Annotated in this window: 11 protein-coding genes and 2 pseudogenes; 12 read left to right on the top strand and 1 reads right to left on the bottom strand. The window is 60.2% G+C overall.

All coding sequences use genetic code 11. From position 1 onward, the window contains the following. Positions 1–4: 4 nt before the first annotated feature. Positions 5–2,017 (bottom strand): methyl-accepting chemotaxis protein, encoded by a 2,013-nt coding sequence (locus tag ACTG2B_RS07955; protein WP_439995484.1) that lies wholly within the window; start codon positions 2,015–2,017, stop codon positions 5–7. A 252-nt stretch (positions 2,018–2,269) separates the two neighbouring features. On the opposite strand from ACTG2B_RS07955, the gene hinT reads away from it, so the two are divergent. From hinT to tyrA, 12 genes and pseudogenes are all read left to right on the top strand, one after another. Beyond that, the gene (gene hinT / locus ACTG2B_RS07950; protein ID WP_005334033.1) at positions 2,270–2,620 is read left to right on the top strand and encodes a purine nucleoside phosphoramidase; all 351 of its coding nucleotides are present in this window, start codon (positions 2,270–2,272) and stop codon (positions 2,618–2,620) included. Then, positions 2,620–4,056, top strand: coding sequence for a COG3014 family protein (locus ACTG2B_RS07945; protein ID WP_005361573.1), 1,437 nt, complete (start codon positions 2,620–2,622; stop codon positions 4,054–4,056). Before hinT ends, ACTG2B_RS07945 begins: the two co-directional genes overlap by 1 nt. An 83-nt stretch (positions 4,057–4,139) precedes the next feature. Beyond that, positions 4,140–4,538 (top strand): YcfL family protein, encoded by a 399-nt coding sequence (locus ACTG2B_RS07940; RefSeq protein WP_005334038.1) that lies wholly within the window; start codon positions 4,140–4,142, stop codon positions 4,536–4,538. Beyond that, positions 4,538–5,134, top strand: coding sequence for a penicillin-binding protein activator LpoB (gene lpoB / locus ACTG2B_RS07935; protein ID WP_005334041.1), 597 nt, complete (start codon positions 4,538–4,540; stop codon positions 5,132–5,134). Before ACTG2B_RS07940 ends, lpoB begins: the two co-directional genes overlap by 1 nt. 10 nt (positions 5,135–5,144) lie before the next feature. Next, entirely contained in the window at positions 5,145–5,969 is an 825-nt protein-coding gene (locus ACTG2B_RS07930; RefSeq protein WP_439995483.1) for a phosphotransferase, read from the top strand. Positions 5,970–5,972: 3 nt separating this feature from the next. Then, a pseudogene (locus tag ACTG2B_RS07925) lies at positions 5,973–6,829 on the top strand (DUF6279 family lipoprotein). 208 nt (positions 6,830–7,037) lie between these two features. Next, positions 7,038–7,358, top strand: coding sequence for a hypothetical protein (locus ACTG2B_RS07920; RefSeq protein ID WP_439995482.1), 321 nt, complete (start codon positions 7,038–7,040; stop codon positions 7,356–7,358). A gap of 158 nt (positions 7,359–7,516) precedes the next feature. After that, entirely contained in the window at positions 7,517–9,319 is a 1,803-nt protein-coding gene (secD, locus tag ACTG2B_RS07915) for a protein translocase subunit SecD (protein WP_201936658.1), read from the top strand. 150 nt (positions 9,320–9,469) lie between these two features. Continuing rightward, the gene (secF, locus tag ACTG2B_RS07910) at positions 9,470–10,387 is read left to right on the top strand and encodes a protein translocase subunit SecF (RefSeq protein ID WP_439995481.1); all 918 of its coding nucleotides are present in this window, start codon (positions 9,470–9,472) and stop codon (positions 10,385–10,387) included. A 283-nt stretch (positions 10,388–10,670) separates the two neighbouring features. Further along, positions 10,671–11,972, top strand: a complete 1,302-nt coding sequence (gene glgC / locus ACTG2B_RS07905; RefSeq protein ID WP_005334047.1) for a glucose-1-phosphate adenylyltransferase — start codon at positions 10,671–10,673, stop codon at positions 11,970–11,972. 407 nt (positions 11,973–12,379) lie between these two features. Beyond that, positions 12,380–13,451, top strand: a pseudogene (locus tag ACTG2B_RS07900) (3-deoxy-7-phosphoheptulonate synthase). A 136-nt stretch (positions 13,452–13,587) separates the two neighbouring features. After that, entirely contained in the window at positions 13,588–14,715 is a 1,128-nt protein-coding gene (tyrA, locus tag ACTG2B_RS07895) for a bifunctional chorismate mutase/prephenate dehydrogenase (RefSeq protein WP_439995480.1), read from the top strand. Positions 14,716–14,961: the final 246 nt, after the last annotated feature.

The raw sequence follows: 14,961 nt of genomic DNA, 5'->3' as shown, positions 1-14,961 counted from the left end.
ACCATCAGGCGCTGAGGCGGAAGCGCTTGACCAGGCTCTCCTGCTGCTCGGCGAGGGAGTCCAGCTGCTGACTGGTCTCGGCCACCCGCTCGATCCCCTGATAGTTGAGATCCGAGATATCGGAGATGCGGTTGAGGTTGGTGGCGATATCGGCGCTGGTGGCCTGCTGCTGCTCGGCGGCAGAGGCGATCTGGCTCGACATGTCGCTGATGAGCACCACAATCCCCTGCACCTCCTCCATGGCGTTGTTGGCGTGAGAGCTCTGATCCACGCAACTGTCCATCTCGCGGGAGCACTCCTGCATTACGATCACCGCCTTGGCAACTCCCTGCTGCAGGTTCTCGATCATGGTCTGGATCTCGCTGGTGGACTGGGCGGTACGGCCCGCCAGACTGCGCACCTCATCCGCCACCACCGCAAATCCGCGCCCCTGCTCGCCGGCCCGCGCCGCTTCGATGGCGGCGTTGAGGGCCAGCAGATTGGTCTGCTCGGCGATGCCTCGAATGACATCGAGGATATTGCCGATCTGGCTGCTCATGGCGCTCACATCGCCAATCACCTTGCCGGTCTGTTGCAATTTGCCTGCAAGTTGATGAGTGGTGGTGATATTGCCCGCCATCACCTTGCGCCCCATCTCGGAGGCCTTCTCCACATCCTGCACCCGCTCCAGGGTCTGGTTGGCGGCCTGCGCCACCTCGCGCACCGAGGCCTCCATCTGGGTCATGGCTGCGGCGACCGAGGCGGTCTCCTGCCGTTGTTTCTCCAGATCCGCCCGCACTGATTCGGTGGTGTGGCGGTTGCCGTGGGCGGCATCGTTAAGCTGGGCAGACGCTTGTGAAAGCTGTGCCAGCACCTCCCCCATCTGGGCAATCAGCAGGTTGATCTGGCTGCCCAGCTGGCCGAATTCGTTCTTGCTCTGAAAACCGATGCGCTGGGTCATGTCGCCCTGGGTCACTTCGGTCAGCACCCGCAGCAACTCCCTGAGCGGACGACGAATGGCCTTGCCCAGGGTATAAGCCACCAGCATGGCGATCAGGATGGCGACTACGATGCTGGTTCCCTGGGTCAGGGTGCTCTGGCTCTGTGTGGCTTTGGCGTGCTGAATGCTTTGACTCATCAACTGTTGACTCTGGCCGGTGATCCGCTCAAGCCGGTTCTGGATCTCGACGATGAGAGCGCTAGCCTGCTTGCTCTTCTCCCGCATCTGCTCCTGCTGCTTCATCAGCGCCAGATACTGGGAGAGCACGCCTTCGCTTGCGGTGGTGTCGCGCACAAAGCCGTGAACATAGTGGCCCATGTCGTTCTCGAAATTCTTGAGCTCCCCCTGCAGATCCTTGATGGTGCTGTTGAACCCCTCGATCTGCATCTTGTTGCGCTTGAGCGCCCCTTCGATGGGGGCCGGAATGGTCTGATTGAGGGCGTCCATGGTGGAGAGTTCGATGGCGGAAAGCTTGGTGGTCAGGGTCTCGGAGAGCATCTTGATAAAGCTGTCGTCGATGGTGACCATCATGTCACCCAGACTCTTCTTGAACTGGGGCAGACTGACCTGAAACTGCCCCTTGGCCAGATTGACCTTGTGCAGCCGGGTGAGCAGCGCCTCGTGTTCGCCGGGCAGGGTATCGGTCAGTTGCAGGTAGCTGTCGACCTGCTGGCTGAGGCTGCTCATCTCCCCTTGCAGTTCGGGGTGGTGGGCCACCTGCTGGAGCAAGACGTCAAGGCTCTTGCCCACCGCAGCCTTGGCCTGTTTCAGTTCGGCCACTTCGGCCGGCAGCTGTTTGGGGTCCTGCTCGGTGAGCACATCCCCCAGCCACTTGTTGGCGCTGAGCAGGGTGATCTGGGTCTGACTGCTGGCAATCACCAGCGGCATAGACTGCTGGGTAACCTGCTCCAGTGCGTTCCCCAGGGTCTCCTGACTACGAAATGTGAGCAGTGAACTGGCCACCATCACGGCCACCAGGATCGCGAAGCCAAGGTAGACTCGCTGCAAGATGGAGAGATCCGACATTGTTTGTTTCATTATTGTCCCGCTGTATATGCAAAAGTCCCTTGCCTGAGTACCCCGTCCTTTTGATACCCTGCAGACCACCCTGAACAGGCGCTGCAGATGACGTCCCTCTGGCTATCGGTATTTTTAACAATAACTGAAGGGAATGGGACATCAGCTGTGTCAAATGTCGGCTTGTGTCACACTTGGCGTGCTGCTCGCCCCCCTTTCGGGAGCCGCTTGGGGTTCTAGTTCAATTTTCTGTTTCATATAAGGGAGTTAGCCATGGCGCAAGAAACCATTTTCAGCAAAATCATCCGTAAAGAGATCCCCGCCGACATCCTTTATCAAGACGATCTGGTCACCGCATTCCGGGATATCCAGCCCAAGGCCAAAACCCATATTCTGATCATCCCCAATGTACTGATCCCCACCGTCAATGACGTGGAAGCCGAACATGAACTGGCCCTTGGCCGGATGTTCACCGTGGCCCGCAAACTGGCCGCTGAGGCTGGCATCGCCGAAGATGGCTACCGCCTCATCATGAACTGCAACCGCCACGGCGGGCAGGAGGTCTACCACATCCACATGCATCTGGTCGGTGGCCAGCCGCTGGGACCGCTGCTCAGCCTGTAATGAATCGCCACGCCTCTACCTGCCGCAGCGCCCTGTTGCTCTGCGGCGCCCTGCTGTTGCTGGGAGGCTGCGCCTCCCGCTGGCAGGATATGTTCGTCTCCTACTCCGATCAGATGGTGCCCCTGCGCAACCAGCTGCTGCTGGGCCATGCCGCCGAGGCGCTGCCCGAGGTGCGCGACTCCACCCTTGGGGATGACACCTTTGTGCTGGATCGGCTCGAACAGGGGCGCATTGCCTGGCTCGCCGGTCAGGATGCGGGCAGCAAGCTGGCGTTCACCGCCGCCGACAGCCGCCTTCAGTGGGAAGACAATCAGGCCGAATACCGGCTGAGCCACGGTCTGGATCAGGTGGGCAGTCTGCTCACCAACGATCAGTCGATGGCCTATCGTACTCCCGATTACGAACGCACCATGCTGCATCACTATCTGGCCCTCAACTATCTGCAACGGGGTGATGCCGATGGCGCCCTGGTAGAGGTGCGCCGGGCCAATCAGGTGCAGGAGCAGGCCCTGAAACGGCGAGCCGATGAGGTGCGCAAGGCGAAGGATGAGAGCGAAGAGGCCGAAGCAGAAGGCGAGATGCGCCAGCTGATGTCGCGCGGCGCACCGGATCTCGACCGGTTGATCGGCAAGGTCAAAAACGGTTTTCAGAACGCCTACACCTTCTATTTTTCCGCCGTGCTCTATGAGGCGGCCGGGGATCTCAACGATGCCTGGGTCGACTATCAGCGCGGCTACCAGATAGCGCCGGACAACCGCAGCCTGCAAGATGCCTTGCTGCGTCTGGCGCGGCTGCGTGGCTCACCGGACGAGATCCGCGAGACCGAGAAAAAGATAGGCCGCAAAGCACCGCCGCTTGCAAAAGATCAAGGCCAATTGGTGGTGCTGTTTGAAGATGGTTTGATCCCGGCACGGCGAGAACTGTTCCTGCCGCTGCCCATCTCCACCTCTCGCGGCGATTTTCGTACCTTTACCGTCGCCATCCCCTATTACGATAATCGGGCCAGCGACACCGGCCCGCTGACGGTGGAGGTCGGCAAGCGGGCCTGGCAGACCAGCGAGCTGGTCAGGCTGGAAGCGCTGGCCGCCAAAGATCTGCAGGAGCGGCTGCCCGGCATGCTGACCCGCCAGGCGCTGCGACTGGTGGCCAAGGAGCAGATGCGCCGCACCGCCGCCAAAGAGGGAGGGGATGTGGGCAATATTCTGGTGGGGATCTTCAACACCCTCTCGGAGCGGGCCGATACCCGCAGCTGGCTGACGCTGCCAGCTCAGGCATCGAGCTGGCAGGGAATGGTGCCGGCAGGTGACATCAATCTCACCCTGGGCGCAGGGGCGGCGCAGCGGCAATTGCCGCTCACCATCCACAAGGGACGCACCACCCTGGTCTGGGTACAGCGCCTCGGCGCCGGTCTGACCACCCGGGTGATGCCGCTCTGAGCAGATGGCGAAGAGAGATGAGCAAGACAATTAACCGGGCAGGCTCACACGCGGCCCCACTCACCCCGATTAAGGAGAGCAAGATGAAAGCATACGGGTTGGCCCTCGGGCTCGCGCTGCTGCTGACCGGCTGCGCCACCAACACCTCAGGCGTGGCGCTCTATGGCCCGGCGGGCGGAGCTCCCACGCTGGAGCAGCATCAAAACGTCAACGTCACCCTGACCGAGCTGAGCCGCCGCCAGCAAAATGGCCTGCTGCAGGTCAATGTGGCCGCCGCCAGCACCCAGCGCGGCGATAACAAGCTGCAATATATCTTCTATTGGTATGATGAGGCCGGTCAGGAGGTCGCCAGCGATGGCCGCGGCTGGACCCCCATCAAGCTGCATGGCTATCAGACCCGCACCCTCTCGGCCCTGGCGCCCAGCCCGGCGGCGCAGGGTTACCGGATTTACGTACGCGAAGTGATTGAGGAATCCTACTGATGAAAATGAATCATGCCCTGCTGATATTGACCTCTGCATTGCTCTTGGGCGGCTGCTCCAGCACCACCGTCAGCTATGGCGATCCCACTGAAACCGAAACCGTCACCGTCGATTACGGCTCAAGCGACCTGCAGGCCATCGCCGACAAGATGGCGGACTCCATGCTCGCCTCCCCCGCCACCAGCGAGATCACCGCTGGCGGTCGTCCGGTGATGTTTATGGACTCTATCCGCAACAAGACCTCCGAGCACATCGATACCGAAGCCATCACCGACACCATCCGCACCAAGTTGCTGCGGGCCGGCAAGTTCCGCTTCGTCGACATGAGCAAGGTGGCCGCCGTCAAGCAGCAGCTCGAATATCAGCAGAGCAGCGGCATGGTGGATCCTGCCTCCATGGTGCGGCTTGGCAAGCAGACCGGTGCCCGCTACATGGTCTATGGCAACCTCGCCAGCATCGTCAAGGACAATGGCAAGGTGAAGGATGTCTACTACCAGATGACCATGAACCTGATGGATCTGCAAAACGGCGAACTGCTGTGGGCCGATCAGAAAGAGATCCGCAAACAGGCGAAGAAATCCACCTTTGGCTGGTAACAGGCTCCTGGTGACAGGCAACTGTGATCCGCTACTGGCCAGCCTGCCCGCCCCCTGGCGGAAGGGGCAGCTGGAAACACTCGGGTTAGGTCTGACCAACTGCAACTATCGACTGCGCCTCCCCTCGGGGCGCAGTTACTTTTTGCGTCAGGGCCACTCCGACCCAGTGCGCCTTGGCATCGACCGCCCCACCGAGTGGCAGCTTTATCAGGGGGCGATGGCCGAAGGATTGGCGCTGCCTTGCCACTATGGCGATCCCGCCAGCGGTCTGATGCTGCTCGAATGGTGCGATGAGCCAAACTGGGTACACGCGGCGCCTCCGGCAGTCGATCAGCCCCGTCTGCTGGCTGAGGTGCTGCGCAAGCTTCATCGCCTGCCGCTGCCTGCGGTGGTGATGGCGGTGCGAGCCCACGCCGCAGGCTATCGCGCCCGACTGGCCCGCATTCCCTCCTGGCTGCCCGCCCTGGAGCGGGGCTTGCTCACCAGCAGTGAGCCAAATGATTGCTGGCGCCCTTGCCACCATGATCTCAATCCGGCTAACTTGTTGGGAAGCAAACCCTGGGTCATCGACTGGGAGTATGGCGCGGCAGGTCACCCCGGCTTTGAGCTCGCCAGCATCCAGCGCACCCATGAGTGGCCCGCCGAGCGGCGCGACGAGCTGGAAGCGCACTATCTGCAGGCCGTGCCGCGCCACCAGTGGCCCGATTTTCAGAGCGAGGCATTTTTACCCTGGGTCGACTATATCGGCCTGCTCTGGGCCCTGCTGATGGCAGAGCAACAGCCCTCACTCGACTATGACACCCTGATCGCCATCAACCGGCAACGACTGGAGTAACAGATGATAAACAAGGTGCGCTGGCACAAGCCGAAAACCTGGGGTCTGCTGCTGATCGGCCTGCTGCTGACCGGCTGCTCACCCGGGTGATCTACTACTGGCTCGATACCGCCATCATCTGGCAGCTGGATGACTACTTTGCCCTCTCCTATTCGCAGAAGGATCTGCTCAGCCGCGAAGTGAAGGGGCTGATGGCCTGGCACCGCCAGCACGAGCTGCCGCGCTACGCCAGGGATCTCGATGCACTGGCCAAGGCGGTGGCCAGCCCCATGACGCCGGAGCAGATCTCGACCAACCTAGATGCGGTGCAGCAGAGCCTGACCCGCACGCTGGAAAACACTATCCCCCGTGCGGTCAGGCTGGCGCGCACCCTGACCGACGAGCAGGTGGCCCGCTTTATGACCGATCGGGTCAAGCGGCAACAGGAGCGGCAAAAGGACTTTGCCACTGAGCCCAAAGAGCAGATGCTGGCGGAGTTTCGCGACAAGATGAACAAGCGGCTCGAGTTCTGGATTGGCGAGGTGAAACCGGCACAGGCGCCACTGGTGGCCCAGTGGGCCGAATGGCAATACGAGCTGATGCCCCCCTGGCTCGAGTTTCAGGAGTCCTGGACCCAGGAGCTGGACAGGCTGATGAAGCAGCGCCAGAGTCCCGACTTTACCCGCGAGCTGACTGACCTGCTGGCCGAGGGGGATGGGCTGATGGATGGCCGCTTTACCGGCTATACCGAGCAGTCACGCCAGCGTACCGTCAACTGGCTGAGCGCCATGAGCCAGTCGCTGGATATCTCCCAGCGGGCCCATCTCTACTCCCTGCTCAAGGGGTATGCCCGCGACTTCAAGCAGATGAGCGGCAGCTGACGAGCGGCACCGAATGGTGCCATGCGTCCGGGGCAACCTTGTTCAAACCGGGCGCGTGTGGTAGTTTGCCCTTTCTATTTATCGGGAATTAACTTTTTGCGCCTTATCGACAAAGTAAAACTGGTGCTGGTAACTCTGGTTATCGCCCTCACCCTGCTTTGTTCCATCGCCCGAATGGAAGGCCCGCTGCTACCCGCATCTCCCCAGAGTGAACAGCCAGACTCAGGTGTTCAATCAGCTTAGCGACAGCGATGATGGCATCATCAAGTTTGTCGGCAGCCATCAGAATCACCTGCTGCGTCTCGAACAATCACTGCGCAGTGACAACCAGCCCAAGAGTGTGGTCTACGAGCTGATCCAGAGCTGGTCGGCCCAAGCCATCCTGCTGTTGCTGCTCGGCTGGCTGATGCTGGCACCCGAGCTCTATCACAAACAGAGTTTTCGCGATCGCTTTGGCGCGATCCACCGACGCCATCTACAGCGCCAACATCTGCAATACCGCTTCACCCAGAGCTATCTGAACGCCTGACCCCGGAGGGGCTGGCACATCCACTGTTTGCTCATCTCCTCTTCCTGACGGATCTGGCGGCTGCCTGATCCGCATCTGATGCATCCCATTTTTTGCGCCTTGCCGAGCCTTGTTGCTATCGGCCCGGGCACCATTCTCCTGACAGAGGCTTGTTTGCCATGAGAAAGAGCAATCGCACCGTTCTCAACCGCATGAGCAAGTGGCAGTACGCACTGCTGCTGTTGATGCTGTTGACCTTTACCTTTTACTCCCTGCCCACCTTTTTTGGTGAGCAGCCCTCCCTCGGCCTGCACGGACAGCAGCGCCTGACGGCTCAGCAGCAGATGTTGCTGAGCGACAAACACCTGACCCCGATCAAGGTCATTGAGCAACCTGAGCGGGTCGAGCTGGTCTTTGCCAGTCAGGGCGATCAGCAGCGCGCCAAGCAGTTGCTGGAGCTGCAAGGGGTCGACAGTGCCGCCCTGACCCTGGAGTTTCACTCCAACGCGCCGGCCTGGATCACTCGCCTCGGCGCCGATCCCATCAAGCTGGGGCTCGACCTGCGTGGCGGCTCCCAGCTGCTGATCGGGGTGGACGTGGACTTTGTCATCGACAATCAGACCAAGAATCTGGTGGATACCCTGCGCACCCGTTTCCGTGAAGCCAACCTGCGCGGCGCCAGCGTCACGCGCAGCGCACAGGGCGCCGTAGCCGTCACCCTGCCGGAGGTGGCCGAACAGGAGAGCTGGCTCGCCATCATCAAGGAGAGTGCCGGTACCCGTCAGGATCAGTGGAAGCTGACCCGCTCCGGCAATGATCTGAAACTGGTGCTGAGCGAGGCGGAGCGTACCCTGCTGGTCAACAACGCCGTGACCCAGAACCTGTCGATCCTGAAAAAACGGATCAACGAGCTCGGCATCGTCGAAGCCTCGGTGGTGCGTCAGGGGCAGGATGGCATCCGTATCGAACTGCCCGGGGTGCACAACCCCAAGCAGGCGAAAGAGGTGATCGGGGCCACCGCCTCGCTAGCCTTCTACGAGGCCAAAGCCGACAGCCACTTCTATATCGCCGATCGCAACGGTCAGGCCGTCGGCATGGCGCGCAAGCCGGTACTCACCGGCGAGCACATCGTCGATGCCCGCGCCAACATGGGCGAAATGGGTCAACCCCAGGTCAATATCGTGCTCGACACCCTGGGTGGCAGCAAGATGAACCAGTTCAGCCGCCAGCATGTGGGCAAGCCGATGGCGACCGTCTTCACCGAGTACAAGACTAACGCCCAGGGCAAACTGCGCGCCCAAAGCGAAGTGATCAACGTCGCCACCATCCAGACCGCCCTTGGCAACCAGTTCCGCATCACCGGCATTGGTAGTCTGCCGGAAGCTCAGGAGCTGGCCATGCTGCTGCGTGCCGGCGCCCTCACCGCCCCTCTCAAGATCCTGGAAGAACGCAGTATTGGCCCGACGCTGGGGATGCAGAATATCGAGGCGGGCTTCACCGCGCTGGCCTTCGGCATGGCAGGCATGATGCTGTTCATGATGGCCTGGTACCGCAAATTCGGCTGGGTTGCCATCACGGCGCTGGTCGCCAACCTGTTGATGCAGGTCGGCATGCTGGCGGTGCTGCCGGGTGCCGTGCTGACCCTGCCGGGGATCGCCGGTCTGGTGCTGACGGTGGGCATGGCGGTGGATACCCATGTGCTGATCTTCGAGCGGATCAGGGACCGGCTGCGAGAAGGGGGCTCACTGGCCAACGCCATCGATTTTGGTTATCGCTCCGCCTTCCACACCATTTTCGATGCCAACATCACTACGCTCATCTGCGCTGTGGTGCTCTACTCCATCGGCTCCGGTCCGCTGCAGGGCTTCTCCATCACCCTCATTCTGGGTCTGCTCTCCAGCATGATCACCGGGATCTGGGGGACGCGCGCCATCATCAACCCCCTCTGGGGACGCAGCAGCGAGCGCACGCTGAAGGTGTAACGGGATAGCAGTCCCTCTGATGAGCGGCTTTGGCTGCGCCATCGGCCATGGATATGGCCGGGGCGGCCAAAGCAGAACACTATTTCCCGGCGTGTCGCGACACGTCGTGATGGGCCAACAGCCTGAGGCTGGCTGGCCAAGGAGATAATTATGTTGAGAATGATCGTTGCCATGGGGCTGACCCGTTGGCGTTATATTGGCCTGTGGGCTTCCATCCTGCTGACCGTGGCCAGCGTGGCCATCTTGCTGGTGAACGGCCTCACTCTGGGGCTCGATTTTACCGGCGGGATCCTGCTGGAGTTTCATATCCAGACCCTGAAAGAGGCCCATGAGCTCAATGCCATGCTGGTCTCCCCGCTGGCGGGAGCCGTTGAGCTGAGTTCGGCCGGTATTCCCGGCGAGTGGCTGATCAAGCTGCCCCCCCACGAACTGCCCTGGCCCGCGGCAGATCTCGCCACCATGCTGACCCAGCAGTTGGGGGTGCCGGTCGAGTTGCTGCGCACCACCATCGTCGGCCCTCAGGTGGGTGCCGAACTGTTCCAGCAGGGGATGCTGGCGGTGCTGGTCGCTTCGCTGGCGATGTCGGCCTATCTGGCGTTTCGCTTCGAGTGGCGTCAGGCCATCGGCATCCTGCTCTCGGTAGTGCATGACGCCATCGTGGCGCTGGGGCTGCTGTCACTCTTTCAGATCGAGTTCGATCTGAACATCATCGCCGGTTTGATGGCGGTGATCGGCTACTCCCTCAACGACAGCATCGTCATCTCGGACAGGCTGCGGGATCTGCTGAGCTCGCGTACCCAGATGGGCATCCACGAGTGCTCCGATGTGGCCATCAAGGCGACCTTCAGTCGCACCATGATCACCTCGGGCACCACCCTGTTTACCGTGGGAACTCTGTTGCTGTTTGGTGGTGACGCCCTCTACGGCTTCTCCTTCACCCTGTTTGCCGGGATCCTGGTGGGCACCGTCTCTTCCATCACCGTCGCCTCGACCGTGCAGGAGCTGCTGGGCCTCACCCCGCAGGCCTACCAGAAGAAGAGCGAGGAGCCACTGGCCAACGCAGCCTGAACCTTGTTAATCAGGCCCGGCTCACCGGGTCTCAACGAACCGGACCCCTGCCAACCATTGGCAGGGGCTTTTTCCATCCCTCCTCTCTCGCCGCCCATTTTGTCGTTCGGCTCGCCTCAATTGACAACTGACCATATTGAAAGCAATGACGGATCAACCCGTCACTTTTAATAACAAAAAGGTCATTTTATTACGTCAGAAACCATAAAATGTGACTGAAAGCACTTTCTTGAGGGCTCAAAGGAGGCAACATTGTAGTGATTTATCTACAAAGGGATATGAGATGTTGTTACAACCTGCCAATACAGCAAAATCCAGACAGTTGCTGAACGAGACCATGGCTTTGGTACTCGCAGGAGGGCGGGGTAGTCGCCTCAAACAGTTAACCGACAACCGTGCAAAACCTGCCGTTCATTTCGGCGGCAAATTCCGCATCATCGATTTCGTGCTCTCCAACTGCATCAACTCCGGCATCCGTCGGGTCGGTGTCGTCACCCAGTACAAATCCCACAGCCTGTTGCGCCATCTCCAATCGGGCTGGTCATTCCTGCGCTACCAGATGAACGAGTTTATCGATCTGCTCCCTGCCCAGCAGCGGGTGGATGAGGTGAACTGGTATCGGGGTACCGCCGATGCGGTCTACCAGAATCTGGATATCATCCGCGATCACGCCCCCAAATATGTGGTGGTGCTGGCAGGTGATCACATCTACAAGATGGATTACGCCGCCATGCTGCTCGACCACGTCAATATGGGCGCCAAGGTGACCGTTGCCTGCATCGAGGTGCCACGCAGTGAAGCAAGCGCCTTCGGGGTAATGGCGGTGGATGATGATCGCAAGATCAATGCCTTCGTCGAAAAGCCTGCTAACCCGCCCGCCATGCCGGGCAAGGCCGACACCGCGCTGGCCTCCATGGGCGTCTATATCTTCGATGCGGAGTATCTCTATCAGCTGCTGGAAGAGGACATTGCCAACGAGCAGTCCCATCACGATTTCGGCATGGACGTGATCCCCCGCGTGGTGAAAGAGGGCACCGCATTCGCTCACCCGTTTGGCATGTCCTGTGTCGGCTGCTGTCCGGATCGCCGCCCCTACTGGCGCGATGTGGGCACCGTGGACTCCTTCTGGGAGGCCAACATGGATCTCGCTTCCGTCACGCCTGAGCTCGATATCTACGATCAGGACTGGCCCATCTGGACCAGCCAGAACATGACTCCTCCCGCCAAGTTCGTGCAGGACCGAAACGGCCAGCACGGCATGACCATCAACTCCATGTTTGCCGGGGGCACCATCGTCAGTGGTTCTTTCATCCTGAGTTCGGTGCTCTTTACCAATGTGCGGGTCGACTCCTTCTGCACTCTGGATCAGGCCGTTATCTTCCCGGGTGTGGAGATTGGTGCCGGTTGCCGACTGCGCCGGGTGGTGATCGACAAGGGGTGCAAACTGCCGGAAGGCACGGTGATCGGTGAAAACGCCGACGAAGATGCACGTCGCTTCCACCGCTCCGAGCAGGGCATAGTGCTGGTCACCCAGGGGATGCTCACTCGCCTGAACAAAGAGCTGCAGGGAAAACAAAAGCGCTGATCCGCAGCCAGACGGGATCCCCCTTCCTACCGCAAAGGGAGCCATCATGGCTCCCTCTTTCTATGGCTGACCAGATAGCCACCTCACACCATCATTGCCATCGCGTTGCAGTCTCCCAGAGATACCATTTACTGTGGATAAACAGCTGGGTAACGCACCTTTACGCCTCAAGCCGTAAACATTAAATTACAAAACAACCATTAACCCTCCGAAAAACCCTCTGTATTATTCCTGTTAGCGCTATATAGCAGCTCATTTATCTGACTTTTTAGCGGTAAACCCGCTAGTTTCACTTGATTGTTTGTTTTTCCTTGGTAAGGTGATGGCGGTTGCGTAACAAAGCAGGCACCAGTGTAAACATATGGGTACAACCGCTTTTGGCTTAATACAGTAGAGAGAATGAAATCATGCAAAGAGACCCCCTGAACAACATCCATATCCAGTCCGAACAAGTGATGATCACGCCTGCCCAGCTCAAGGAGAAGTTACCCATCTCCGACAAGGCGCTGGCATTCGTGCAAGGGGCCCGCAATACCATCGCCGACATCATCCACCGTCGCGATCACCGCTTGCTGGTGATCTGTGGTCCCTGCTCCATCCACGACATGGACGCCGCCAAAGAGTACGCAACCAGACTCAAAGCGCTGCATGATGCCTATCAGGACTCTCTCTACATTGTCATGCGGGTCTACTTTGAGAAGCCGCGCACCACGGTCGGCTGGAAAGGCTTTATCAACGACCCCAATCTGGATGGCACCTTCGATGTGGAGCTGGGGCTGCACCGTGCCCGCGAGCTGCTCTGCTGGCTGGCGGAGCTGGAGTTGCCGCTGGCCACCGAAGCGCTCGACCCCATCAGCCCGCAATACCTGGCCGAGCTCTTCTCCTGGTCAGCCATCGGCGCCCGCACCACCGAATCCCAGACCCACAGGGAGATGGCCTCCGGCCTCTCCATGCCGGTCGGCTTCAAGAACGGCACCGACGGCAACTTGGGGACTGCCATCAATGCGCTGCAGGCGGCCTCCTCCCCTCACGCCTTTATGGGGATCAACCAGCAGGGCCAGGTTGCGCTGCTGCACCCAGGGCAACCCGGATGGCCACGTGATCCTGCGCGGCGGCAAACATCCCAACTACGACTCGGTCAACGTGTCGCTGGCGGAAGAGGCGCTGGAGAAAGCGGGCCTGCTGCCCGGTCTGGTGGTGGATTGCAGTCACGGCAACTCCAGCAAGGATCACCGCTTGCAGCCCAAGGTGGCCGACAACGTCATCCACCAGATCCAGGAGGGCAACCGCTCCATCATCGGGGTGATGCTCGAATCCAACCTGTTCGAGGGCAACCAGTCCAGCGAACAGCCCAAGGAGCAGATGCGCTACGGGGTCTCCATCACAGATGCCTGTATCGACTGGGACACCACCGCCACCCTGCTGGCCCGCTGCCACAACCAGCTGGCTGACCCCCTCAAGGGCAGAACTGCACGGTAAGCCGTGGTATCTTGTCGTAACCTATTGAACAATCGAGGTATCACCGCTGGTGGCATCAAGCCGCTCACGCCGTGATACCTTACTTGCATCTTGAATTTCAGGGCGCCGCCGCTCGCGGCGCCAGCAGGGACTGGATATGGCTGAAGAGTTGAATGTACTCAGGGACAAGATAGATGCGGTGGACAAGCAGCTAATCGATCTGCTTGCCGCCCGTCTGGCCCTGGTGGGAGAAGTGGGTGAGGTAAAGAGCCGCCACGGCCTGCCCATCTATGCACCGGATCGGGAAGCGAGCATGCTGGCCCGCCGTCGTGCCGAGGCCGAGCAGTTGGGAGTGCCAGGCGATCTCATCGAAGACGTGCTGCGCCGGGTGATGCGTGAATCTTATGCCAGCGAGAAAGATACCGGCTTCAAATGCATAAAGCCGGATCTTGGCAAGGTAGTCATCATCGGCGGTCAGGGCCAGCTTGGTCGCTTGTTCGGCCATATGTTCAGCCTCTCAGGCTATCGGATCGAGACGCTGGAACAAGCCGACTGGCCGCGCGCTGACGAGATCCTCGCCGGAGCCGGTCTGGTGATGGTGGCGGTGCCCATCGATATCACCTGCCAGATCATCGACCGGCTCGGCAACCTGCCCGCCCACTGCCTGCTGGTCGATGTCACCAGCGTGAAAGCGGCGCCGCTCGAACATATGCTGGCGGTGCACCAAGGGCCAGTACTGGGACTGCACCCCATGTTCGGGCCGGATGTGGCGAGTCTCGCCAAGCAGGTGATCGTCTGCTGCCAGGGTCGTGACCCCGCCGCCAGCCAATGGCTGCTGGATCAGATGACCATCTGGGGCGCCCGCTTGCAACAGGTGGAAGCCAAGGCCCACGATGAGGCGATGACCCTCATTCAGGCACTGCGTCACTTCGCCACCTTTGCCTATGGCTGGCACCTCTCCCGGGAGCAGGCCAATCTGGATCGTCTGCTGAGTTTGAGCTCCCCCATCTACCGGCTGGAGCTCGCCATGGTGGGGCGGCTGTTCGCTCAGGATCCCCACCTCTATGCCGACATCATTTTGTCGTCACCGCAGAATCTGGCGATGATCCGCCGCTACTACCAAAACTTCGGCGAAGCGCTGGGGCTGCTGGAGCGAGGAGACAGGGACGGTTTCATCGCGGCCTTCTCGCAAGTCTCCGGTTTCTTCGGCGAACACGCCGACCAGTTCCTGCGTGAAAGCCGCATGCTACTGGCCCAGGCCAACGACCGCCGCCAACACGGCTGATCCTGCAAAAGCAGTCACCGCTCATATCACCAAAAAGGGAAGATACTCAGGCATCTTCCCTTTTTTGTTTATTACCGATTTCAACGCTAACTCAGTCGCGAGCGGCGACACATCGAGTACCTACCGCTGATTGGCCTCACAATCTCCCCCTACTGTGCTGCATCACATCCCAAGTATGCCCCCTCAATATCCGCACAATCCACGCAAATAGCACCGCCCCTTGCAAGGGCTGCCAGATTCTCACAG

The sequence above is a fragment of the Aeromonas sp. 30P genome (genome assembly GCF_051919805.1).
In the GTDB taxonomy this organism is placed as follows: Bacteria; Pseudomonadota; Gammaproteobacteria; order Enterobacterales; family Aeromonadaceae; genus Aeromonas; species Aeromonas veronii.
Note: the sequence above shows the minus strand (reverse complement) of the source record. Positions and strands in the feature narration are given on the sequence as shown.